Source organism: Streptomyces sp. NPDC002730 (assembly GCF_042888805.1).
Lineage (GTDB): Bacteria > Actinomycetota > Actinomycetes > Streptomycetales > Streptomycetaceae > Streptomyces.
In genome coordinates, this window is record NZ_JBIAQG010000011.1 from 1 (window position 1) to 23,244 (window position 23,244).

Below are 23,244 nucleotides of genomic sequence, written 5' to 3' on the forward strand. Positions count from 1 at the left end.
CCCTGTGGGAGAGTAGGACGCCGCCGAACAATCATTGTGGGAAAGCCCCGCACCGTCATGGTGCGGGGCTTTTCTGCGTTCAGGACCCATTGCTTCAACCCCTCTCAATTCATGTGGCGCCCGCCCTCAGAGACGGCCGGCGGCCTTCAATGCCAGATACGCATCCGCCAGGGCAGGGGCGAGGTTGTCAGGAGTGGCGTCAACGACCGTGACTCCGTGGCGCTGGAGCTGTTCTGCTGTGCGGCGGCGCTGAGTCTGGGCCTGAGTGCCGGCCGCGGCCTCGTACACGGCGTCGACGGTGCCTCGGGTCTTGGACATCTGCTCGATGTGGGGGTCGGCGACCGAGGCCACGAGTACCGTGTGGCGTTTTGTGAGCTGAGGAAGGACGGGGAGCAGCCCCTCCTCGACGGGCGCGGCGTCGAGGCTGGTCAGCAGAACAATGAGGGAGCGGCGCGGGGCGCTGTGCAGCGCCGTGGCGCTGAGGCCTCGTGCGTCGGTTTCCACGAGTTCGGGTTCGAGTGGAGCGAGGGCGTTGACCACGGCGGGCAGCAGGTCGCCGGCTGAGCGGCCTTGGACCTGGGCGCGGATACGGCGGTCGTAGGCCAGGAGGTCCACGCGGTCACCGGCGCGCGAGGCGAGTGCGGTGAGGAGCAGTGCTGCGTCCATCGCCGCGTCGAGGCGCGGGACATCTCCGACTCGGCCGGCCGATGTGCGGCCGGTGTCGAGTACGACGAGGATGTGGCGGTCGCGTTCAGGGCGCCACGTGCGTACGGCGACGGTGGTCTGGCGGGCGGTGGCGCGCCAGTCGATGGAACGGGTGTCATCCCCGGGGACGTAGTCGCGGAGGCTGTCGAACTCGGTGCCCTGTCCGCGGATCAGGACGCTGGTGCGGCCGTCGAGCTCGCGCAGCCGGGCCAGTCTGGACGGCAGGTGCTTGCGGCTGGTGAAGGGCGGCAGCACTCGCACGGTCCAGGGGACCTTGTGGCTGCCCTGGCGGGCGGCGAGGCCCAGTGGCCCGTATGAGCGGACGGTGATGCGTTCCGCCTGGCGGTCGCCGCGGCGCGTGGGGCGCAGGACGGTAGTGAGACGTCGGCGTTCACCAGAGGGGACGGTCAGCTTGTGCCGGGACGCGGTCTGTTCGGTGCCGGTGAGCCAGCTGCTGGGCGGCCAGGCGTCGCGGAGGTGGGCGCGCAGGCGGCGGTTGGAGGTGTTGGTGACGGTGAGCTGCACTTCCGCGCTGTCACCCAATCGAACTGATGTATCACCGCTTCGGGTGAATCGGAGCGTTCGCACTGGCGCGGCGAGGGCGTAGTCGCACAGGATTGCCAGTGAGAGAGGCGCGTTCACGGCGAGCATCCCCGTCCAGCTCGGGGCGAGGACGCCGACGGGGAGAGAGCCGAGAGCGGCGAGAAGCGCTGTCCTTCCGGTGAGGGCCATGGGTCACTGCCTCAGCGGGGGACGGGGACGTGGGTGAGGATCGCGGTAATGACGGAGTCGGCGGTGACTCCTTCCATCTCCGCCTCGGGGCGGAGCTGGATCCGGTGGCGCAGGGTCGGCAGAGCCAGGGCCTTCACATCGTCCGGGATGACGTAGTCCCGGCCGGTGAGCCAGGCCCAGGCGCGTGCGGTGGAGAGCAGGGCTGTAGCGCCTCGGGGAGACACACCGAGAGTGAGTGAGGGGGATTCACGGGTGGCACGGCAGATATCGACGACGTAGCCGGCGATCTCGGCGGACACCGAGGTCTTGGCGACGGCGGCACGAGCCGCTTCCAGGTCGGCGGGGCCGGCGACGGGGCGCACACCTGCGGACTGGAGGTCGCGTGGGTTGAAGCCTTCGGCGTGACGGGTGAGGACGTTGATCTCGTCGTCACGTGAGGGCAGAGGGACCGTCAGCTTTAGGAGAAAACGGTCCAGTTGGGCTTCGGGAAGCGGGTAAGTGCCTTCGTACTCCACCGGGTTCTGGGTCGCGGCGACCAGGAACGGGTCGGGCAGCAGGCGGGGCGTGCCGTCGACAGTGACTTGCCGCTCTTCCATCGCTTCCAGGAGCGATGACTGGGTCTTGGGCGGGGTGCGGTTGATCTCGTCGGCGAGAAGGAGATTGGTGAACACGGGGCCGGGCTGGAACGAGAACTCAGCAGTGCGCGCGTCGTAGACGAGGGACCCGGTGACATCGCTGGGCATCAGATCGGGGGTGAACTGGACGCGTTTGGTGTCGAGTTCGAGGGAGGCCGCGAGGGTGCGGACCAACAGCGTCTTGGCGACGCCCGGTACTCCTTCGAGAAGGACGTGGCCGCGGCAGAGCAGAGCCACGACGAGACCGGTGACAGCGGGGTCCTGGCCAACCACGGCCTTGGCGATCTCGGTGCGCAGCGCCTCGAGGGAGGTGCGGGCGCGGTCCGAGTTCTGAGCTGTCTCGGGGGTCGGGGCGCTCATGAAGTGCGTACCTCTCTTTCGAGGGCGTCGAGTTGGTCTGCCAGACGGATGAGAGCGGTGTCGTCGGCCGGTGCCGGGCCGAAGAGCAGGGTCTTGAGGTCCCGGTCGCCGGCGGGGAGATGGGCCGACACCGCGGGGAGCAGGGCCTCGGGGGAGTGGGCGTCGATCGGGGGGACGCCGAGGAGCGGGGCGAGGCGGGTGCGGGTTGCCGAGCGCAGGGCTGAGGCCGCGCGGTCGCGGGCGTTCACCTTGCGGTAGAGGCGGGCGCGGCCCTCGGTGGCCTCGGAGGCGCGGATGGCCACGGGGAGCCGTTCGGTCACCAAGGGGCCGAGTCGGCGGGCGCGCCAGATGGCGGCCAGGACGGCGGCGAGGGCGAGTTGGAGAGTACCCCAGAGCCAGCCGGAGGGGATCAGGTCGAGGAATGAGCTGTTGCTGCCGCCGTCGGTGCTGTCGTCAGCGCCGGAGCTGTCACTGAGCGAAGGGAGGTACCAGACCAAATGAGTGCGGGAACCGAGGAGTTGCAGGGCGAGGGAGGCGTTGCCGTGCTTGTCCAGACGGTGGTTGTAGAGGATGTCGGGGGAGCCGAGCAGGACTGTGTCGCCATCGTTCGCGTCGTCGATCCTGAGCAGGGTGGGCAGGCCACCGCTCGGGTAGCAACTGTCGGCATGGGAAGTCTCGGTGGCGTACCGCTCACCGCCGAGGTCGGCATTGCCGGCGCTGCGCGCGGCGGGGAGGGCGCACTGAGGGGTGCGCGCCGAAACCGGAGCCGGGCTTTCGGTGCGGACGCCGGGGGCCAGCACGTCGATGGACACAGGACTGGCGGAGAGGAGGACGGTGCGTCCGCCGGACGAGGCGGTGGCGGTGTGCAAGGTCTGCTGCTGGTGGTCCGTCAGCAGGTCGGGAGCGGCGACGAGAAGCGTGGTATCGGGGCCGGCTGCGGAGGTGGCCTCGTCGAGGGTGGTGACCACGCGGGTGGAGACGCCGCGGCCCTTGAGGAGTTCGGCCACGGCGCGGCTGCCGTAGCGGTCCGCGGACCGGGGGTCGAGGCGGCCGTGCTGGTCCCCGGAGCGCAGGGCGGCCATGGCGATCCCGGCCACTACGAGGATGACGAGCGCGAGGAGCAGGCCGCGAGTGCGGGTCCACACCTGGCGGGTGGTGGGAGACGTGGAGGTGGAGCTGAGGGTGGCCGCGGTCATTCGGCTGCTCCTTGGGCCGCGCCGGTCAGCCGGGGCTTCGCGTGCTCCAACTCGACGTCCAGATCCCGAAGGCGTAGGTATGCCTGCCGGTCGGCGGTGCGGCCACCGTATGTGACGTCGTCGAACTCCCGGGCGGAGGCACGGAGTCCGTCGGCGTGGTCGGGGAGGGAACGGCCGGCTTCGGCGGCGGCCTCGTCGGCTGTGCGGCCCGGGCGCGGGTCGAGGACGACTCGTTCCTCCAGGGAGCGGACGATTGCCCGCATCCGTTCCTGGACGGCTTGGTTCCAGCGTCCGGCGGTGGCGTGTTTTTCAGCGGCCGCACGGTGTTCGGACGCGCTGCGGGGGCTGTCGTCGAAAAGGGTGTCTACGGAGCCAGGGGTGCGTTGCGGCGTGCCAAGACGCCACCAGAGAGCGGCCACCAGGCCGATGACGACCAGGATGACGACGAGGAGACCGAGCGGACCGCCGGGGGCGGCGCCGGACGCGGCGTCGAAGATGCTGCCGACCCAGTCCCAGAAGCGGTTGAGCGCGCGCTGGAGGAGGCTCGGGTCGTTCTCGTGGTACATCGGTTTGGACAACTCCCGCTCCGCCGCCTCTCGGGCGGGGATCCGCGGAGTGTCCACCGGTACGTCATCGCCTGCACGGATCAGTAGCCGCGCTGTCCTCACGCCCCCCGTCGTGGACACCGCATCAGCTCCTGGTGGAGTGGTTGCCAGGCGGCTCGGAGCCGTAGCCGGGGACGCCGGCGGCACGTGCGAGTTCGAGGTCGAGGGCCTCGCGGCGGATGCGCTGGTCCACGTAGAGGAGGACCGTCACGCCGGCGGAGATCGGGTAGGTGATGGACGAGGCGATCACCGAGCCGATTCCCGTGATGATCAGGAAGGGCCAGCCGAAGTCCGGGGTGGTCCCGGCGAAGAGGTCGCTGAAACTGCTGCCGTCAACCGCGTACGCGACCAGGCTGAACGGCACGGCGATGATCATCGACACCAGCAGGGTCAGCAGCAGCGTGAGCGCCAGGATGCCGAAAGTCCGCCACCAGGCGCCCTGGACCAGTTTGGCGGAACGGCGCAGGGACGGGATGACGCCCTGGCGCTCCAGCATCAGCGCGGGGGAGGCCAGGGCGAACCGGATCATCAGCCAGAGGATGACGCCGCAGGCCGCGAGGCCTCCGAGCAGGGCGAGCGCGATTCCCGCACCGTTGCCGAGCAGCACGCCGGGGAGGATGCCCACGGCCATGATGGCGGCACTCATAAGAGGCAGCAGCAGGGTCAGGCCCAGCAGCTGAGGCAGCCGGGGCCGGGCCTCGTGCCAGGCCTCGGAGAGCGTCACCGGGCGGCCCAGTACCGAGCGGCTGATCACCATGGTGAGAAGTGCTGTGGTGAAGAGCGTGCCGATCAAGGTGATCAGCAGCGACGGGCCCATGGCGAGCAGGCTGGACTGCAGCGAGTCCACGGACTGGCTGAGGGCTTCCGACGGGCTTGCGTTCGGGTCGACCTCGGGCGGATCCGGGAGCAGGTAGCGCTCGACCAGGATGTTGCAGATCTGGGAGATCACGGAGACGGTGATCGTGACGCCCAGCACCGTGCGCCAGTGAGCGCGCAGCGTCGACACCGCGCCGTCGAGGATCTCGCCGACACCGAGAGGACGCAGCGGGATGACGCCGGGCTTCGCCGCGGCCGGCGGCCGGCCCCAGTTGCCGTGCGGCTGACCGCCGCCCCAGCCGGGGGCAGGCGGTGGCCCGGGTACGGGGTCGGTACGAGGCGCCGTCGGAGCGGACCACTGTCCCGCGGGCGGCTGTGCCTTGGACCACTTCGAGGCGGGGCCGCTCTCGTCGGCGGGCTCGGCGGGCCGTGGCACGCCGGTTTCCTGCCCGTCGGAGGGAGCAGATCCGGGCGAGGCCCAGCCCGGAGTGTCGTTCACGGTCGTCCACCTCATGGCTTGGTCGCGGGGCCGGCTCGGCGAGCCGACACGTTCACGGTGCCCGTCCGCCCATCAAGGCGGCAGGTTGGCAGCCATCGTGCCACGCGTTGCCTGCTGGTGGGCCGGGCCCTGTATCTCCTTCGTACCTTCATTGTCGGTGCCTCACGGGGCAGACTGGGCGGATGGCTGATCAGTACGTACAAAACCCGGCCGACGCAGAGCCGCCCACGCTTCCGGTGCTGCGCTGGGACGAGCCACCGGAAGGGCCCGTACTGGTGCTTCTCGACCAGACCCGGCTGCCTGCCGAGGAGGTCGAACTGGTCTGTACCGATGTGCCTGCCCTGGTGCGGGCGATCCAGACGCTCGCTGTGCGAGGGGCGCCGCTGCTGGGCATCGCCGGTGCGTATGGTGTGGCCCTCGCCGCCGTGCGGGGATTCGACGTGGATGAGGCGGTGGCCCTGCTGGAGAGTGCGAGGCCCACCGCGGTGAACCTGGGGCACGGAGTGCGGCGGGCGGCGGGCGCCTACCGGGCGGCGGTGGACAAGGGAGCGGATCCGGAGCAGGCGGCCCGGGCGGCGCTCGCGGCGGCCAAGGAACTGCACCGGGAGGATGCCGAGGACAGTGCCCGGATGGCTGAGCACGGGCTGGTGCTCCTTGAAGAGCTGCTGCCGGGCGGCGGTCACCGGATCCTGACCCACTGCAACACCGGGGCGCTGGTGTCGGGAGGCGAGGGCACCGCGTTCGCGGTGGCGCTCGCGGCGCACCGGGTGGGCCGGCTGCGGCGGCTGTGGGTGGACGAGACGAGGCCGCTGCTGCAGGGCGCGCGGCTGACCGCCTACGAGGCGGCGCGCAGTGGAATGCCGTACACACTGCTCACGGACAATGCCGCGGGGTCGCTCTTCGCGGCGGGGGAGGTGGATGCCGTACTCATAGGGGCGGACCGGATAGCGGCTGACGGATCGGTGGCGAACAAGGTGGGCAGTTATCCGCTGGCGGTGCTGGCGAAGTACCACCATGTGCCGTTCATCGTGGTCGCGCCGACCACGACGGTGGACCTGAACACGCCGGACGGGGCGTCGATAGAGGTGGAACAACGGCCGGGACATGAAGTGACTGAAGTCACAGCGCCGCAGATAGCGGCGGCCGGGGTCGGAGCGGACGGCGGGTTGCCGGTCGCGCCGCTGGGAACCCAGGCGTACAACCCGGCTTTTGATGTCACGCCCCCGGATCTGGTGACGGCGATCGTCACCGAGGAGGGTGCGTTGTCCCCGGTCACAGGGGGAGGAATCGCGGAGCTGTGTGCCAGGTCACGCCAGGTAACGATTAGCTAATGGGATGATGTCGATTATGAAGGGACGAGTCCTTGTCGTCGATGACGACACCGCACTGGCCGAGATGCTCGGGATTGTGCTGCGTGGTGAAGGTTTCGAGCCGTCGTTCGTAGCGGACGGCGACAAGGCACTTGCCGCTTTCCGTGAGGCCAAACCGGATCTGGTTCTGCTGGATCTCATGCTGCCCGGACGGGACGGCATCGAGGTGTGCCGGCTCATCAGGGCCGAGTCCGGCGTGCCGATCGTGATGCTCACCGCCAAGAGCGACACCGTGGATGTGGTGGTTGGCCTGGAGTCCGGGGCCGATGACTACATCGTCAAACCGTTCAAGCCGAAAGAGCTGGTCGCCCGGATCCGGGCGCGGCTGAGGAGGTCGGAGGAGCCGGCGCCGGAGCAGCTGGCGATCGGGGATCTGGTCATTGATGTGGCCGGTCACTCCGTGAAGCGGGAGGGGCAGTCCATCGCTCTGACCCCGCTCGAGTTCGACCTGCTGGTCGCGCTCGCCCGTAAGCCCTGGCAGGTGTTCACCCGCGAGGTGCTGCTGGAGCAGGTGTGGGGCTATCGCCACGCCGCGGACACCAGGCTGGTCAATGTGCATGTACAGCGGTTGCGTTCCAAGGTCGAGAAGGACCCCGAGCGCCCGGAGATCGTGGTGACCGTCCGTGGTGTCGGTTACAAGGCCGGGCCGAGCTGACATGTCCCAAGGCAGTGTTGCTCCGAAGCCCGGGCAGCCGGGAGTCCGTGCGGGGCGGGCTGCCGGACCGGGGTGGGGGGCCTCGCGATTCGGCCGTCTGCTCCAGGGCGGACGGCCGCTCCAGGACGGGGCGCCGGGTGGACCGGTGCTCCGGCTCGTCATGCGCTTGATCCGCCGTCCGCTGCTGCCCGCGGTGCGGCTGTGGCGACGGAACATCCAGCTCAGGGTGGTCGCGGGCACGCTGCTGATGTCGCTCGGTGTGGTGCTGCTGCTCGGCTTCGTCGTCATTGGGCAGGTGCGCAACGGTCTGCTCGACGCCAAGGGCAAGGCGGCGCAGAGCCAGGCGGCCGGTGGCTTCGCCGTGGCGCGGGAGAAGGCGAATGCCTCGGTGGGGCCCGGTGGGCAGGACGGTGCCGTCACGGACGGCCGGACTGCGCGGAGCTCCTGGCGGTCCGATCTGGTGGACCAGCTCGCCAGTGGCGGGCAGGGGGCGTTCAACCTGGTGGCGCTGAGTGCCGACTCCCAGGATGCGGGTTCCAGCCGTGCGCCCCGGACCTCGGGTGGTGTGGACCACACGAGCATTCCCGTGGCCTTGCGGGAGGCCGTCGACCAGGGCACCGGGACGTACGAGACGTATGTTCGGATCAAGTACAACAACGATGTGCACGAGCCGGAGCCCGGGCTGGTCGTCGGCACCCGGCTGAACGACATCGAGGGCAATCCCTACGAGCTCTACTACCTCTTCCCGCTGGCGCAGGAGGAGCAGTCGCTCAACCTTGTCAGGGGGACCCTCGCCACGGCGGGGCTGTTCGTGGTCGTCCTGCTGGGAGCCATCGCCTGGCTGGTTGTGCGGCAGATTGTCACGCCCGTGCGGATGGCTGCCGGGATCGCCGAGCGGCTCTCGGCGGGCCGGCTCCAGGAGCGGATGAAGGTCACGGGCGAGGACGACATCGCAAGGCTGGGTGAGGCCTTCAACAAGATGGCGCAGAACCTTCAGCTGAAGATCCAGCAGCTGGAGGAGCTCTCCAGGATGCAGCGGCGCTTCGTCTCGGACGTGTCGCACGAGCTGCGTACGCCGCTGACGACCGTACGGATGGCCGCGGATGTCATCCACGAGGCGCGCGTCGACTTCGACCCGGTGACCGCGCGCTCCGCCGAGCTTCTCGGCGATCAGCTCGACCGCTTCGAGTCGCTGCTCTCCGACCTGCTCGAGATCAGCCGCTTCGATGCGGGAGCCGCGGCGCTGGAGGCCGAGGCGATAGACCTTCGCGAAGTCGTACGACGAGTGATCGGCGGTGCCGAGCCGCTGGCCGAGCGCAAGGGCACCCGGATACGGGTGACCGGTGACGAGCAGCCGGTTGTGGTGGAGGCCGATGCCCGGCGTGTGGAGCGGGTGCTGCGCAACCTGGTCGTCAACGCCGTCGAGCACGGCGAGGGCCGGGATGTCGTGGTGCGGATGGCCGTGGCCGGCGGCGCCGTCGCGGTCGCCGTGCGGGACTACGGCGTGGGACTGAAGCCGGGCGAGGCGACCCGGGTGTTCAGCCGCTTCTGGCGGGCCGATCCGGCGCGTGCCCGTACCACCGGCGGCACCGGCCTTGGTCTGTCCATCGCGGTCGAGGACGCCCGGCTGCACGGCGGCTGGCTGCAGGCGTGGGGCGAGCCCGGCGGAGGCTCGCAGTTCCGGCTGACCCTGCCGCGTACGGCGGACGAGCCGCTGCGTGGTTCTCCGATACCGCTGGAGCCGGAGGACTCGCGGCAGAACCGTGAGCGTGCCGATTTCGCGGGACCGAAGACGAGCGGGCAGCTGCTGACGTCCGTGCCGGTGCAGCCGGTGTTGGACCGGTCACCCCTGCCCGTACCACCGCGCGCCCCCGTGCCGCCCCGTACAGGGCCCGGCGGGGTGGATCCGGCGGCCCTTCCGGGCAACGGTGCCCGGGTGGTGGCACGCCAGGCCGGGGAGCGGCGAGACAGCGACTCAGCGCCACAGCTTTCTTCGGAGCGTTCGGAACGTGAGGACACGACTCGTGGGCGCTGATCCCCGTCGGACCGGCCGCACAGGCGCCGTGCGCGCGTCGGCGCTGCTCGCCTGCAGCGGTGTGCTGCTGGCCGGGTGCGCGTCGATGCCCGACAGCGGTGACATTCATGCGGTGAAGGCGTCCCAGCGTGCGGACTCCCAGGTACGGGTGTACGCGGTGCCGCCGCGGCAGGGGGCGACGCCGGCCGAGATCGTCGCAGGTTTCCTGGAGGCCATGACCAGCGACGACACGAACTTCGCCGTCGCCCGGAAGTATCTGACGCCGGATACGTCCAAGAGGTGGCGGCCGGAGGCGAGTACCACAGTGCTGACGGCAGCGCCGGACTCCGGACAGCCCGTAGCCGGTGGCCGGGACAACCCGGGCATGGACTATCCGCTCATCGGCAAGCAAATCGCGACGGTGGACTCGCAGCACGCCTATCAGGCGGTTTCGCCCACCCCGTACCGCACGACCATTCACCTTTCGCTGCAGAGCGGTCCGGACGGCAAGGAATGGCGCATCGACGCCCTGCCGCCGGGGCTGGTGCTCGGAGCATCCGACTTCCAGCGCAACTACCGTTCCGTTAACAAGTATTACTTCGCCTCCGCATCCAGGAGGAATGTGGTCGTTGCCGATCCTGTCTACATCCGGCAGCGACTGGATCCGGTGACCCGGATGGATCCGGTCACGCAGACGGTCAAGGCGCTGCTCGAAGGCCCGACCAACTGGCTGAAGCCGGTGGTCGAATCGCCGTTCCCCGCAGGTACGGCGCTGAAGGAGGGCACCAAGTCGCTGGCGTTCGACGACCGGAACGCGCTGAAGGTGCCGTTGAACGAGAAGGCGTCCAATGTTGGCCACCCGCAGTGTATGAAGCTGGCGGCCCAGATCCTCTTCACCTTGAAGGACCTTTCGGCCACTCGGATCGAGCAGGTGGAGATTCAGCGCGCGAACGGCTCACAGCTGTGCGTGCTCGACGGCGGCCAGGCGGAGGCGATCGCGCCGGACCACACCTCGGTCAGGCCCGTCAGCCAGTACTTCGTCGACAAGAAGAAGCAGCTGGCGCTGCTGTCGGGCGGCGCCAAGGACATCAGCGAATCGCAGCATGTGCCGGGGCCGTTCGGCAATGGGCAGCTGCCGGTCGGCCTGGTCGGCGTGGCCCGCGACGAGCGCACCGCGGCAGCGGTTTCCACCGACTCCAACCGTCTGTTCGTGGCGTCCATCAAGGCGGGGAGCGAGGTGGGCGACGCGGTGGTGCAGAGCAAGGGCAAGGACGCCGCCCATCGCCTCTCGGCGCCCAGCTGGGACGGCCGGGGCGATCTGTGGGTGGCGGACCGCGACCCCAAGAATCCGGCGCTGCTGCGCCTTGCGGGCGGTTCCGGCGCACCGAAGAACGTCAAGATCGTGCCGGGTCTTGAGGGTGCGCGTATCGAGGCGCTGCGGGTGTCGGCGGACGGTGTGCGGATCGCGCTGCTGCTCACGAAGGACGGGACGACCACGCTGAAGATCGGACGCGTGGAGCGCCAGGGCGCCACCGACAACCCGGTGGTCTCCGTGGCGGATCTGCGGCCCGCCGCGCCTCAGATGGAGACCGTGACGGCCGTCTCCTGGGCCGGTCACAGCAGGCTCGTGGTGGTCGGCAAGGAGTCCGGCGGGGTGCAGCAGGTGCGCTACATCCAGACGGACGGCTCGAGTTCGGCCGCGAGCATTCTGCCGGGGCTCAACCGGGTCAAGGCCGTTGCGGCGTCGGACGACGAGAACCGGCCCCTGGTGGCGTACTCCGAGGACGACGGCATCGTGTGGCTGCCGACCGGTGCCAACTGGCAGACGCTGGTCGAGGACGGATCGTCGCCGGTCTATCCGGGGTAGCGGAGCCGGGCGGCCGGCCGCCCGGGACGGGTTGTCCACAGGGGTGGCAGGGCGCCCCCGGCATTGGCACAGTGGTTGCCATGCGGGGGTGGTGGCGGGAAATCTCCGGTCTGGTGCTGCCGGCCGCCTGTGGCGGCTGCGGCACTCCTCGTACGCCGCTGTGTGAGGCGTGCGCCCGTGCGCTGTACGGCGCCGGGGCGCGCCGGGCGAGGCCTGTGCCGGAGCCTGCGGGCCTGCCGGTGGTGCATGCCGCCGCCCCGTATGCGGACGCCGTACGTGCGGTGCTGCTGGCGCACAAGGAGCGGGGTGCTCTGGGGCTGGCCCGGCCGCTGGGTGTCGCGCTCGCAGGGGCGGTACGCGCGTCGCTGCCGGTGTCCCGGGCCGCCGGGGGAAAGCGGCCGCTACTGCTTGTACCCGTGCCGTCCGCGCGGCGGGCGGTGAGGGCGCGCGGGCACGACGCCGCGCGGCGGATCGCGCTGGCGGCCGCGGGTGAGCTGCGGCGTACGGGGATCGAGGCGAGGGCTCTGCCGGTGCTGCGGCAGCGGCGGGCGGTGGCCGACCAGTCGGGGCTCACGGCCCGCGAGCGGGTGTCGAATCTGGCGGGGGCACTGGAGGTCGTGGCGGGGGGCGGACGGCTTCTGGAGGGCGGCCGGGCGGTGCTGGTGGACGATCTCATGACGACCGGGGCTTCGCTGGCCGAGGCGGCGCGGGCGCTCCGCGCGGCCTCCGGTCTGCAATTTTCTGGATTCGTACAGCCGAGCGCGGCGGTTGTCGCAGTGCCGCCGCTGTCTTTCGAAATGAACTGGAACTGACAGAGAACTTGCGTCGTTGCAGGTAGTGAGAGGCGAAAATGCTCTGATCGGAAGTACGCGCTGGTAGCGGGTGCCGACACCCGTCCGATCGAGCTATGTTCGGTTGTGAGGAATGGCGACAGCTGTTTGCCTCACCGAATGCACTGTCGTGCCTCCGGCCAGGCTTTCGAGGAAGTGAGAACCTCGAAAATTGGTGGGGTGGGGATCTTGTCGACTGGGGAGGAGGAGGTGAAAGTCCGTCCGAGGCTCCGGTGATCACCGGGGTCTGGTGCAAGAGGGAGATGCTCCGCAGCCTGCGAGCGGGCGGGGCTATCCGGGAACGGAGTTCTGCGTGGACATCGTCGTCAAGGGCCGCAAGACCGAGGTGCCCGAGCGGTTCCGCAAGCACGTGGCCGAGAAGCTGAAGCTGGACAAGATCCAGAAGCTCGACGGCAAGGTGATCAGCCTGGACGTCGAGGTGTCCAAGGAGCACAACCCGCGGCAGGCCGACCGTTCCGACCGTGTGGAGATCACACTCCACTCCCGAGGCCCGGTGATCCGGGCGGAGGCAGCGGCAGCCGATCCGTACGCAGCGCTCGATCTCGCCACGGGCAAGCTGGAGGCGCGGCTGCGCAAGCAGCACGAAAAGCGCCACAACCGCCGCGGCAACGGCCGCATTTCGGCATCCGAGGTGGCCGATGTCGTTCCCGGCGTCGCCGAGTTGAACGCCAATGGCCGGCCCGTCGCCGAAGAGGCGCCCCAATCCGTTGCCACCACCAGGATCGGCTCGCTCGAAGTCCAGGGCGAAGGACCGCTGGTGGTCCGCGAGAAGGTCCACACCGCAGCCCCGATGTTGCTCGACCAGGCGCTCTACGAGATGGAGCTGGTCGGGCACGACTTCTACCTGTTCGTCGACTCCGAGACGAAGCAGCCCAGTGTCGTCTACCGACGGCATGCCTATGACTATGGCGTCATCCACCTGGAGACCGACCCGCTGGCCGGGTCCGAGGCGGGCGGCGCAGGAGGTGCACTCGGCGGCTGACCCCGTCAGCAGGCGGCTGGTGCCCCTGGAGCGCCTTGTGTGCCCCCAGGGGCACCACCGTGCGGCCACGGGATCACCGCTCTGTCGTCCGGGCATGAAAGCATGGCGTCGTAAGCCAACCGATGCGCTGTGCACTGACGTTGGCGAATCACACATGATATTCAGGCCACGGCCTTCAGGGGGAGGAACGATGGCGGACAGCTTCGGCCCGGTTCACGGCGACGCCGGCGACGCCGGTGACACAGTCAACGACACCGGCGCGGACGCCGACGACTCACGCAAGGAGCCGATCCGGGTCCTCGTGGTGGACGACCACGCCCTCTTCCGGCGGGGCCTGGAGATTGTCCTCGCACAGGAGGAGGACATCCAGGTCGTCGGCGAGGCGGGCGACGGCGCGGAGGCCGTCGACAAGGCGGCCGATCTGCTGCCTGACATCGTGCTGATGGATGTGCGGATGCCCAAGCGCGGCGGCATCGAGGCCTGTACCTCCATCAAGGAGGTGGCCCCCAGCGCGAAGATCATCATGCTGACGATCAGTGACGAGGAGGCCGACCTCTACGACGCGATCAAGGCGGGCGCCACCGGCTACCTCCTCAAGGAGATCTCCACCGACGAGGTGGCCACGGCGATCCGTGCGGTGGCCGACGGCCAGTCGCAGATCAGCCCGTCCATGGCGTCGAAGCTGCTCACCGAGTTCAAGTCGATGATCCAGCGCACCGATGAGCGCAGGCTCGTCCCCGCGCCCCGGCTGACCGAGCGGGAACTCGAAGTGCTCAAGCTGGTCGCCACGGGGATGAACAACCGCGATATCGCCAAGCAGTTGTTCATTTCCGAGAACACCGTGAAGAACCACGTCCGCAACATCCTGGAGAAGCTGCAACTGCACTCCCGGATGGAGGCCGTGGTCTACGCGATGAGGGAAAAGATCCTCGAGATCCGGTAGGGGCAACGACCGGCGGCTGCGGCAGCGGTCAGGAGCAGCGGCTCCGGCTGCGGTCAGGAGGAGACGGCCCGGACGAGGTCCGCGGTGAGCTCGGCGCGGTCGACCCGTTCGATCCGTACGGAATCGCAGCCGACCCACTCCGCCGCCTCGCGCAGCGCCTGAGCCATGGGTGCCACGGCCTTCGGGGTGTCCAGTGACACCTGGCGGGCCACCAGCGTCGTCCCCTCGCGCGCCGGGTCGACGCGGCCCAGCAGCCTGCCACCCGACAGCAGCGGCATCGCGAAGTAGCCGTACACCCGCTTCGGCTTCGGGACGTACGCCTCCAGGCGGTGGGTGAAACCGAAGATCCGCTCGGTGCGCGGCCGCTCCCAGATGAGGGAGTCGAACGGCGAGAGCAGGGTCGTACGGTGCCGGCCGCGCGGCGCCGAGGCGAGTGCCTCGGGGTCCGCCCAGGCGGGCTTGGACCAGCCCTCGACCGTGACCGGGACAAGACCGGAGTCCGCGACCACCGCGTCGAACTGCTCGCCCTTGAGCCGGTGATAGTCCGCGATGTCGGCGCGGGTGCCGACGCCCAGCGCCTGTCCGGCCAGCCGGACGAGCCGACGCAGGCACTCGGTGTCGTCCAGCTCGTCGTGCAGAAGCGCGTCGGGCACGGCGCGCTCGGCGAGGTCGTACACCCGCTTCCAGCTGCGCCGCTCGGTGCACACCACCTCGCCGTACATCAGCGCGCGCTCGACGGCTACCTTCGACGCCGACCAGTCCCACCACTCGCCGCCGTTCTTCGCGCCGCCCAACTCCGTCGCGGTGAGCGGGCCTTCGGCGCGCAGCTGTTTGATCACCTGGTCGTACGAGCCGTCCGGCAGGTCGTGGTGCCAGTGCGGGTGGCCACGGTAGGCGCGGCGGCGGAAGGCGAAGTGCGGCCACTCCTCCACGGGCAGGATGCAGGCCGCGTGCGACCAGTACTCGAAGCTGTGGCCCTCCGTCCAGTACGCGTCCTCGACCGTCCTGCGGCCCACCGCGCCGAGGCGGGCGTACGGAATCAGCTCGTGCGAACGCGCCAGCACCGAGATCGTGTCCAGTTGTACGGCGCCGAGATGCCGCAGCACGCCTCGCACTCCGCCCCGCCGGTCGGGCGCGCCCATGAACCCCTGGGCGCGCAGCGCTATGCGGCGCGCCTCGTCGGCGGAGAGTTCGGCGGCGGGAGGCGGCAGCGTCGTCATGTTCCGCACGATAGACGTCGGCACTGACAGCCGGCCCCGGGTCCGGTCCCTGCCCGAGGTCGGCCCACCGCCCCGTCGTGCCGCGATCGCGACGCGCCCGGCCCCTTCAGCCCTCGGGGCCCGTCAGCCCCCGGCACGGGCCGGGAGATACGGATGCGTGCTCTCCAGCCCCAGGTCCGACGGCAGCAGCGCACCGACCCAGGTGTCCCTGAGGGTGTCCTTGTTCAGCAGAGCTGCGCGCAGCGCGCCCTCCATCACGAAGCCGGACTTCTCCGCGACGGCCCGGGACCCCGCGTTGCCGACTTCCGCCCGCCACTCCAGACGCGTCGCCCCCAGCCTGCTGAAGGCCCAGTGCGCCACGGCGCCCACGCTCTCCGCCATGACACCGCGCCCGCGGTGCTCCTTGCCCGTCCAGAAGCCGATCTCCCAGGTACCCGAGAAGGTCCGCAGCGTGACCGCGACCGACGCCATCAGCGGACCGCCCTCGCGCGGCAGCACCGCGAAGGTGCACATCGTGCTGGTGCGCCAGCCGTCCGGCACCATCTGCCCGGTGAACTCGGCCGCGTGCTGCCGTTCGTACGGCGAAGGGACCGTCGTCCACCGCTGGATGTCGGGATCCTGGCAGGCCTGGTACACGGCCTCCGTGTCATCGGTCGTGAAGGGACGCAGCAGCAGGCGCTCGGTGGTGAGAGTGATGGGCTCCATGTCCGGATTCTGGTCAGGACCGCGGGCGGATGCGAGCACTTTTCGGGCCTCACCGGCACCTTCCGCGAGTCCCGAGCGTTCTTCTTGCGGGTGACAGCAGGCCCGAGCGACGGCGGACTGACGGCGGACCTCCCGACCCGGCGGGGTCCTCGCTTACGATGGCCGTTGCGGTGGGGCCCACCTGCCGCGCCCGCGCCAGTGTCCATAACACGACCCAGTGCCAGGCCCGATCGGCAAGGAGACCAACCTCAGTGTCCGTCTTCAACAAGCTCATGCGTGCAGGCGAAGGCAAGATCCTGCGCAAACTGCACCGCATCGCGGACCAGGTCAACTCCATCGAAGAGGACTTCGTCAACCTCTCCGACGCCGAGTTGCGGGCGCTCACGGACGAGTACAAGGAGCGCTACGCAGACGGCGAAAGTCTGGACGACCTGCTCCCCGAGGCCTTCGCGACCGTCCGCGAGGCCGCCAAGCGCGTCCTCGGTCAGCGCCACTACGACGTACAGATGATGGGCGGCGCAGCCCTGCACCTCGGATACGTCGCCGAGATGAAGACCGGTGAGGGCAAGACCCTCGTCGGCACCCTCCCCGCCTACCTCAACGCGCTCTCGGGCAAGGGCGTCCACCTGATCACGGTCAACGACTACCTGGCCGAGCGCGACTCCGAGATGATGGGCCGGGTCCACAAGTTCCTGGGCCTGGACGTCGGGTGCATCCTCGCCAATATGACGCCCGCCCAGCGCCGCGAGCAGTACAACTGCGACATTACGTACGGAACGAACAATGAGTTCGGTTTCGACTATCTCCGCGACAACATGGCGTGGTCCCAGGACGAGCTCGTCCAGCGCGGCCACAACTACGCCATCGTCGACGAGGTCGACTCGATCCTTGTCGACGAGGCCCGTACGCCGCTGATCATCTCCGGCCCCGCCGACCAGGCCACCAAGTGGTACGGCGACTTCGCCAAGCTGGTGACGCGCCTGGTCAAGGGCGAGCCGGGCAACCAGCTCAAGGGCATCGAGGAGACCGGCGACTACGAGGTCGACGAGAAGAAGCGGACCGTCGCCATCCATGAGCCGGGTGTCGCGAAGGTCGAGGACTGGCTGGGCATCGACAACCTCTACGAGTCGGTGAACACCCCGCTCGTCGGTTATCTGAACAACGCCATCAAGGCCAAGGAACTGTTCAAGAAGGACAAGGACTACGTCGTCATCGACGGCGAAGTCATGATCGTCGACGAGCACACCGGCCGTATCCTCGCCGGCCGCCGCTACAACGAGGGCATGCACCAGGCGATCGAGGCGAAGGAAGGGGTGGACATCAAGGACGAGAACCAGACCCTCGCCACGATCACCCTGCAGAACTTCTTCCGTCTCTACGGCAAGCTCTCCGGAATGACCGGTACGGCCATGACGGAGGCCGCCGAGTTCCACCAGATCTACAAGCTCGGCGTCGTGCCGATCCCGACGAACAGGCCGATGGTCCGCAAGGACCAGTCCGACCTGATCTACCGGACCGAGGTCGCGAAGTTCGCGGCGGTCGTCGACGACATCGCCGAGAAGCACGAGAAGGGCCAGCCGATCCTGGTCGGCACCACCTCGGTCGAGAAGTCCGAGTACCTCTCGCAGCAGCTGAACAAGCGCGGTGTGCAGCACGAGGTCCTCAACGCCAAGCAGCACGACCGGGAGGCGACGATCGTCGCCCAGGCCGGCCGTAAGGGCGCCGTCACCGTCGCCACGAACATGGCCGGCCGTGGTACGGACATCAAGCTCGGCGGCAACCCCGACGACCTCGCCGAGGCGGAGCTGCGCCAGCGCGGCCTGGACCCGGTCGAGCACGTCGAGGAGTGGGCCGCGGCCCTGCCCGCCGCGCTGGAGCGCGCCGAGGCGGCCGTCAAGGCCGAGCACGACGAGGTCACCAACCTCGGTGGCCTCTATGTGCTGGGCACCGAGCGGCACGAGTCGCGTCGTATCGACAACCAGCTGCGCGGTCGTTCCGGCCGTCAGGGCGACCCGGGCGAGTCCCGTTTCTACCTGTCGCTGGGTGACGACCTGATGCGTCTGTTCAAGGCGCAGATGGTCGAGCGCGTGATGTCGATGGCCAACGTGCCGGACGACGTGCCGATCGAGAACAAGATGGTGACGCGCGCGATCGCGTCGGCCCAGTCGCAGGTCGAGCAGCAGAACTTCGAGACGCGTAAGAACGTCCTGAAGTACGACGAGGTCCTCAACCGCCAGCGCGAGGTCATCTACGGCGAGCGCCGCCGTGTCCTGGAGGGCGAGGACCTGCAGGAGCAGGTGCGTCACTTCATGGACGACACCATCGACGCCTACATCCAGGCGGAGACCGTCGAGGGCTTCGCGGAGGAGTGGGACCTGGACCGGCTGTGGGGCGCGTTCAAGCAGCTCTATCCGGTGAAGGCCACCGTCGAGGAGCTGGAGGAGGCGGCCGGAGACCGGGCCGGGATCACCGCCGAGTTCATCGCCGAGTCCATCAAGGACGACATCCACGAGCAGTACGACGAGCGCGAGAAGCAGCTCGGCTCGGACATCATGCGTGAGCTCGAGCGGCGCGTGGTGCTGTCCGTACTGGACCGCAAGTGGCGCGAGCACCTCTACGAGATGGACTACCTCCAGGAGGGCATCGGCCTGCGCGCGATGGCGCAGAAGGACCCGCTGGTCGAGTACCAGCGCGAGGGCTTCGACATGTTCACCGCCATGATGGAGGGCATCAAGGAGGAGTCCGTCGGCTATCTGTTCAACCTGGAGGTCCAGGTCGAGCAGCAGGTCGAGGAGGTCCCGGTGCAGGACACGGCGGAGCGGACCTCGCTCGCCAAGGAGGACGCCGTTCCCGCGGGCGCTTCTCGTCCGGAGATTCGCGCGAAGGGCCTCGGCGCTCCGCAGCGACCCGACCGGCTGCACTTCTCCGCTCCCACGGTGGACGGCGAAGGCGGTGTCGTCGAGGGCGACTTCGACAACGACGGCGAGCCTGCCCGGTCGGAGATGGACGGGCTGACGCGTGCCGAGCGACGCAAGGCGCAGAAGGGCGCCGGCCGCCGCCGCAAGAAGTAACGCTTGCTCGATGCGAACGGCCGGGGCCGGACACCTCTTGCGGTGTCCGGCCCCGGCCGTTTCGTTCTGGTCCTTCCGGGCCCCGGCCGTTCCATCAGGCGCCGGCGCCGGCACTCGCCGTGTTGCGGCGGCCCAGGCCGAGGAGGCGGGCGGCGCGGGTCGTGGCCCGGGACATCTTCGACGGCATCGAGTCGGGGGCGGGGATGGTGACCGGGCGGACCCGGCCGTTGTGGATCGCGGTGATCCGCCAGCCGTCGTCGGTGTTCACGACCACGACCGTCTGGCGTGACAGGCGCCGCTTGGGGAGCTCGGAGCGCCACGGCATCAGTACGGAGGCGGTGCCATACACGATGGCGACCCCAGGGGCGATGTAGCGGATCGCCTCGATCTCGCCGACCAGCGCCGAGCCGGTGAGGACCCCGCGGAACAGCCGGTCGTGGTTGTCCTGGTGCTCGGCCCGTCCCACGGCACGGGTGCCGTCGTACGACACATAGTCGGAGTCCTCGGTGAAGCAGGCGCCGAAGGCGACAGCGTCGCCGTCGTTCCAGGTCTGCATGAAGCGCTGGAAGAGGTCCTGGATCTGGATGTCGCTGGTGCTCATGGCAAGTCCTCCGGGAATGGTATCCTTTCGACTGACGAAACTTACGATAGCGGAAAGATTCGAATGTCGAAAGAAGCTTTGGTGAGGAATGTTGCCCAGCAGCTCCGCTTGCTGCAGCAGAGCTTCGACGCCTTCGACGAGGCCGCCGCGGCACGGCTCGGCGTGAACCGCACCGACCTGCGCTGCCTCGATCTGGTGCTGGGGGCGGGCGAGCGGTTGGGCGGCGAAGGGTCCGGCAGCGAGCTGTCGGCCGGTGAGCTCAGCGCCGCACTGAAGCTCAGCCCGGCGGCGACGACCACGGTCATCGACCGGCTCGAGCGCGCCGGCCTCGTCACCCGCAGCCGCGACGCGGCCAACCGGCGGCGCGTACTCGTCACCGCCACGGATTCCGCCCGTGCCGCCGAGGCCGAGGTCTACCTGCCCGTCGGCGCCGCCGGGGCCGAGGCGCTGAGCCGCTACGACGAGGGCCAGCTCGCCACGATCCTGGACTTCCTTCAGGCTGCCCGTCAGGTGCAGGAGGGGCAGGCGGCCAGGCTCGGTGTGGACGGCGGCTGAGCCGGGCACCGGCGGCCGCTACCGGGCCGACTGTGCGGCGACACGCTCCCCGCCGAGCTCCACCGCCGCGCAGCGCCAGCGCTGGTCCGCGCCCTGCTCCAGGCGGAAGGCCATCGCGCTGACCCGGTCGCCCGAGCCGATCCGGGCGAAGGCTTCGATCACGCCGGGGCCCGGGTGGTACTCGCCGCAGTGCCGTACGACAGGCGTGACCCGTTCCGCCGGGCGCAGCGGAGCCCCTGGAGCCAGCCGCACCAGTTGCTCGTACGCCTCCCCGATGGTGTGCCCGAGCATCCAGTGCACCGGTCGCTGTCCGCTGAGCACCGCGAGCAGGCGGTCGGCGAACCAGTAGTGCGGCAGGTGCTGCCGCCGTGCGCGGGCCATCGCCGCTGCCGCCACCACTGCGGGCCTGCGTTGATCGCGCCGTCCTGCGGGCCGGGTCCTGTCCATGCAGATCGCCCCCGATATCCGGGCCCGGTCTTGATACCGGACGGTAACTTCACTGGTGATCTTCTACGGGGGCGGGGCGAGCGGCCGCAATGTGTGCGGGCACCGCCGGAGGGCGACGGGAAACTTCACCTATCAGGGTGACGAGCGGTGGCCCCGGGCCGTGGCGGGCAGGCGCGCGGGTATTTCGGGTGGACGGTGCGCGAGCCCGGGAGCGGCACCCCGAAGGGGGACGTCGCACGTATCCTGAGGGCGTCTTCCGACTACGAAAGCGGCCAGCCATGCGCGTCTACGTCCCCCTGACCCTCCCCGGTCTCGCAGAGGCGCACAAGGCGGGCAAGCTGGGCCCCGGTCCGCTGGTCGCCTACGCGGTGACCCCGGGACTGCGCGAGTGGTACGTCTCCGACGACATCGAGGAGCTCGAGTACGCCGCGCTGAACCGTGCCGCGGCCGCCTCGCTGCGGCTGCTCGCGGGTGATCCGGCCGCTGCCAGGCGCCGGGTCGTCGTCGCCGTCGACGTACCGGACCAGGACGCGGTGGCCGATCCCGACCGGGTGCTCGTCGCCAGCGCGCTCGGCGAGGTGCGGGTCGCGTCCGCGGTGCCACTGGCCAAGGCGGCGGCGGTGCATGTGGACGCCGACGACGCGGTGGACGATGTGGCGGCGGCGGCGGAGGCACTGGGAGCGGCGGACCAGGGCGACGACGACGCCCAGTTCACGGTGGACGGCGCGGAGGACCACGAGCTGCTCTGGTTCGGGGTGCAGGAGATCCCGAACCTGATCTCCTGACGCCTGCCGGCCCTCTCCGCCCCCTTCCGCGTTGCCCGGCACCTCGTGCCTGCCCGCCCCCTTCCGCCTCGCCCGGCACCTCCTGCCCCTTCCCGACGGTCATCCCGTCCGGCCGCCTGTCAGTCCTGCTGGGTACTGTTTTGGTATGGGGAAGCACGCGGACACACACATCGTCTGGGACTGGAACGGCACGCTGTTCCACGACATCGACGCGGTCATCCAGGCGACGAACGCCTCGTTCGCGGAGATAGGGCTGCCCGCGATCACGCTCGAGCGCTACCGGGACCTGTACTGCGTGCCGGTGCCGCTCTTCTACGAGCGGCTCATGGGGCGGCTGCCCACGGATGCGGAGTGGGCCGTCATGGACGAGACCTTCCACCGGCACTACTGGGTGCTGGCCGAGAGTGCGGGACTGGCCGCCGGAGCCAGGGAGCTGCTGGTCGACTGGCAGGCGTCCGGGCTGACGCAGTCGATGTGTTCGCTCGCCCCGCACGAGAACCTGATACCGATCGTGCGCACGCACGGCATCGAGCAGCACTTTGTGCGGGTGGACGGCCGGGTCGGCGGATCGCACGCCGGTAAGGCCGAGCACATGGCGCGCCACCTCGCGGGGCTCGACGGAGTACGGGCGGAGCGCGTGGTGGTCATCGGCGACGCCGTCGACGACGCGGTTGCGGCGCAGCATGTGGGAGCGCGAGCCGTCCTCTACACGGGCGGCTCACACAGCCGCGCCAGCCTGCAGGCGGCGGGGACAGGCGTGCCCGTGGTGGACACACTCGCTGAGGCAGTGGCCGAGGCCCAGCGCCTGGCGGCCTGACGCGCGCCGCCAGACGCTTCGCCGTGGCGGCATGCGTCGCGGCGTCAGCTCACCGGGGCCTTCGCGCGCAGCACCTTCAGGAACTCCCGCATCCACGCGGAGTGGTCCGGCCAGGCGCGGGAGGAGACGAGGGTGCCGTCGACGACCGCCTCCGCGTCCTGGAAGCTGGCGCCGGCCGCCTGCATGTCCAGTTCCAGCGCCGGGTAGGCGGTGACGCGCCGGCCCTCCAGGCTGCCGAGCGCCGCCGTCAGCAGCGGGCCGTGGCAGATCTGGGCGACCGGCTTGTCGGAGTCGAAGAAGGACTTGAGGAGCTTGCGGAGTTCCGGGTCGTTGCGCAGATACTCGGGGGCTCGGCCGCCGGGGATCACCACCGCTGCGTACTGTCCCGGCTCGACTTCCGAGAAGGCCAGGTCGGCGGGCCAGGTGTAGCCCGGCTTCTCGGTGTACGTGTCGAAGCCCGGTTCGAAGTCGTGCACCACGAACTGCAGCTTTTTGCGGGAGGGGGCCGCGATATGCACCTCGTACCCCTCCTCCCGCAGCCGCTGGTACGGGTAGAGGACTTCGAGGGACTCGGCTGCGTCGCCGGTGACGATCAGGATCTTCGCTGTCATGGCTGCTCCCGGTGTCCTGCTGTCGACGGTACTCCCGGTGTCGTGCTGTCGACGTGTGACCGTGTCGTCACCGTCAACGTGCACCGCGAGGGGGCTGCTTGCCAAGAGGGCCTGTGTCGCTGTCCAGACTGTCAAACTTCAGGCCCCGCTTTTGTACACATACGGCTCATGACGGGTCGGGGGGGCGGGACGATAGCCTTGA

The 23,244-nt window shown here is 69.6% G+C and carries 21 protein-coding genes; 11 read left to right on the forward strand and 10 right to left on the reverse strand.

Annotated features, from left to right (window positions below; translation table 11 throughout):
• Window positions 1–126: 126 nt before the first annotated feature.
• The 5 genes from ACFYXH_RS26620 to ACFYXH_RS26640 are packed head-to-tail and all read right to left on the reverse strand — an operon-like array spanning window position 127 to window position 5,548.
• The gene (locus tag ACFYXH_RS26620; RefSeq protein ID WP_389567774.1) at window positions 127–1,437 is read right to left on the reverse strand and encodes a DUF58 domain-containing protein; all 1,311 of its coding nucleotides are present in this window, start codon (window positions 1,435–1,437) and stop codon (window positions 127–129) included.
• A gap of 11 nt (window positions 1,438–1,448) precedes the next feature.
• A complete protein-coding gene (locus ACFYXH_RS26625) occupies window positions 1,449–2,432 on the reverse strand; it encodes a MoxR family ATPase (RefSeq protein WP_327323958.1) in 984 nt (327 codons plus the stop codon).
• Window positions 2,429–3,628: a DUF4350 domain-containing protein gene (locus tag ACFYXH_RS26630; protein WP_389567777.1), complete on the reverse strand. Its 1,200-nt coding sequence runs from the start codon at window positions 3,626–3,628 to the stop codon at window positions 2,429–2,431. Before ACFYXH_RS26630 ends, ACFYXH_RS26625 begins: the two co-directional genes overlap by 4 nt.
• Window positions 3,625–4,314: a DUF4129 domain-containing protein gene (locus ACFYXH_RS26635; protein ID WP_389567780.1), complete on the reverse strand. Its 690-nt coding sequence runs from the start codon at window positions 4,312–4,314 to the stop codon at window positions 3,625–3,627. Before ACFYXH_RS26635 ends, ACFYXH_RS26630 begins: the two co-directional genes overlap by 4 nt.
• 4 nt (window positions 4,315–4,318) lie before the next feature.
• Entirely contained in the window at window positions 4,319–5,548 is a 1,230-nt protein-coding gene (locus ACFYXH_RS26640; protein WP_389567782.1) for a glycerophosphoryl diester phosphodiesterase membrane domain-containing protein, read from the reverse strand.
• A gap of 182 nt (window positions 5,549–5,730) precedes the next feature.
• Between ACFYXH_RS26640 and mtnA the strand changes: the two genes are divergently transcribed.
• The 7 genes from mtnA (at window position 5,731) to ACFYXH_RS26675 (ending at window position 14,230) form a co-directional block, all read left to right on the forward strand.
• On the forward strand, window positions 5,731–6,879 hold the full coding sequence (gene mtnA / locus ACFYXH_RS26645) for an S-methyl-5-thioribose-1-phosphate isomerase (protein ID WP_389567785.1): 1,149 nt from the start codon (window positions 5,731–5,733) through the stop codon (window positions 6,877–6,879).
• Window positions 6,880–6,883: 4 nt separating this feature from the next.
• On the forward strand, window positions 6,884–7,573 hold the full coding sequence (gene mtrA / locus ACFYXH_RS26650) for a two-component system response regulator MtrA (RefSeq protein ID WP_187438793.1): 690 nt from the start codon (window positions 6,884–6,886) through the stop codon (window positions 7,571–7,573).
• Between the two features lies 1 nt (window position 7,574).
• The gene (mtrB, locus tag ACFYXH_RS26655) at window positions 7,575–9,608 is read left to right on the forward strand and encodes an MtrAB system histidine kinase MtrB (protein WP_389567788.1); all 2,034 of its coding nucleotides are present in this window, start codon (window positions 7,575–7,577) and stop codon (window positions 9,606–9,608) included.
• On the forward strand, window positions 9,598–11,454 hold the full coding sequence (locus ACFYXH_RS26660) for an LpqB family beta-propeller domain-containing protein (RefSeq protein WP_389567790.1): 1,857 nt from the start codon (window positions 9,598–9,600) through the stop codon (window positions 11,452–11,454). Before mtrB ends, ACFYXH_RS26660 begins: the two co-directional genes overlap by 11 nt.
• 80 nt (window positions 11,455–11,534) lie before the next feature.
• On the forward strand, window positions 11,535–12,266 hold the full coding sequence (locus ACFYXH_RS26665) for a ComF family protein (protein WP_389567794.1): 732 nt from the start codon (window positions 11,535–11,537) through the stop codon (window positions 12,264–12,266).
• Between the two features lie 331 nt (window positions 12,267–12,597).
• Window positions 12,598–13,287 carry a ribosome hibernation-promoting factor, HPF/YfiA family gene (hpf, locus tag ACFYXH_RS26670; protein ID WP_389567797.1) on the forward strand — a complete coding sequence of 230 codons (690 nt, stop codon included), beginning with the start codon at window positions 12,598–12,600 and terminating at the stop codon, window positions 13,285–13,287.
• 190 nt (window positions 13,288–13,477) lie between these two features.
• Window positions 13,478–14,230 (forward strand): response regulator, encoded by a 753-nt coding sequence (locus ACFYXH_RS26675; RefSeq protein ID WP_389567800.1) that lies wholly within the window; start codon window positions 13,478–13,480, stop codon window positions 14,228–14,230.
• Window positions 14,231–14,283: 53 nt separating this feature from the next.
• Here the strand turns inward: ACFYXH_RS26675 and ACFYXH_RS26680 are convergent, their stop codons facing one another.
• Window positions 14,284–15,450, reverse strand: a complete 1,167-nt coding sequence (locus ACFYXH_RS26680) for a winged helix-turn-helix domain-containing protein (RefSeq protein ID WP_389567803.1) — start codon at window positions 15,448–15,450, stop codon at window positions 14,284–14,286.
• Window positions 15,451–15,573: 123 nt separating this feature from the next.
• Entirely contained in the window at window positions 15,574–16,155 is a 582-nt protein-coding gene (locus tag ACFYXH_RS26685) for a GNAT family N-acetyltransferase (RefSeq protein WP_389567806.1), read from the reverse strand.
• Window positions 16,156–16,406: 251 nt separating this feature from the next.
• Between ACFYXH_RS26685 and secA the strand changes: the two genes are divergently transcribed.
• Entirely contained in the window at window positions 16,407–19,226 is a 2,820-nt protein-coding gene (secA, locus tag ACFYXH_RS26690; protein ID WP_389567809.1) for a preprotein translocase subunit SecA, read from the forward strand.
• Between the two features lie 94 nt (window positions 19,227–19,320).
• Here secA and ACFYXH_RS26695 read toward each other — a convergent pair whose 3' ends face one another.
• Complete coding sequence (locus ACFYXH_RS26695; RefSeq protein WP_389567812.1) at window positions 19,321–19,827, reverse strand: SgcJ/EcaC family oxidoreductase; 507 nt, start codon at window positions 19,825–19,827, stop codon at window positions 19,321–19,323.
• Between the two features lie 81 nt (window positions 19,828–19,908).
• Between ACFYXH_RS26695 and ACFYXH_RS26700 the strand changes: the two genes are divergently transcribed.
• Window positions 19,909–20,382, forward strand: coding sequence for a MarR family winged helix-turn-helix transcriptional regulator (locus tag ACFYXH_RS26700; protein WP_389567815.1), 474 nt, complete (start codon window positions 19,909–19,911; stop codon window positions 20,380–20,382).
• An 18-nt stretch (window positions 20,383–20,400) separates the two neighbouring features.
• Here ACFYXH_RS26700 and ACFYXH_RS26705 read toward each other — a convergent pair whose 3' ends face one another.
• Window positions 20,401–20,829, reverse strand: a complete 429-nt coding sequence (locus tag ACFYXH_RS26705; protein WP_389567818.1) for an Rv3235 family protein — start codon at window positions 20,827–20,829, stop codon at window positions 20,401–20,403.
• Between the two features lie 278 nt (window positions 20,830–21,107).
• Here ACFYXH_RS26705 and ACFYXH_RS26710 point away from each other — a divergent pair, with 278 nt between their 5' ends.
• Both ACFYXH_RS26710 and ACFYXH_RS26715 read left to right on the forward strand, forming a co-directional pair.
• A complete protein-coding gene (locus ACFYXH_RS26710; RefSeq protein WP_389567821.1) occupies window positions 21,108–21,614 on the forward strand; it encodes a DUF6912 family protein in 507 nt (168 codons plus the stop codon).
• A 145-nt stretch (window positions 21,615–21,759) separates the two neighbouring features.
• On the forward strand, window positions 21,760–22,431 hold the full coding sequence (locus ACFYXH_RS26715) for an HAD family hydrolase (protein WP_389567823.1): 672 nt from the start codon (window positions 21,760–21,762) through the stop codon (window positions 22,429–22,431).
• Window positions 22,432–22,475: 44 nt separating this feature from the next.
• Here the strand turns inward: ACFYXH_RS26715 and ACFYXH_RS26720 are convergent, their stop codons facing one another.
• Window positions 22,476–23,042 carry a DJ-1/PfpI family protein gene (locus ACFYXH_RS26720; RefSeq protein ID WP_389567826.1) on the reverse strand — a complete coding sequence of 189 codons (567 nt, stop codon included), beginning with the start codon at window positions 23,040–23,042 and terminating at the stop codon, window positions 22,476–22,478.
• Window positions 23,043–23,244 lie beyond the last annotated feature (202 nt).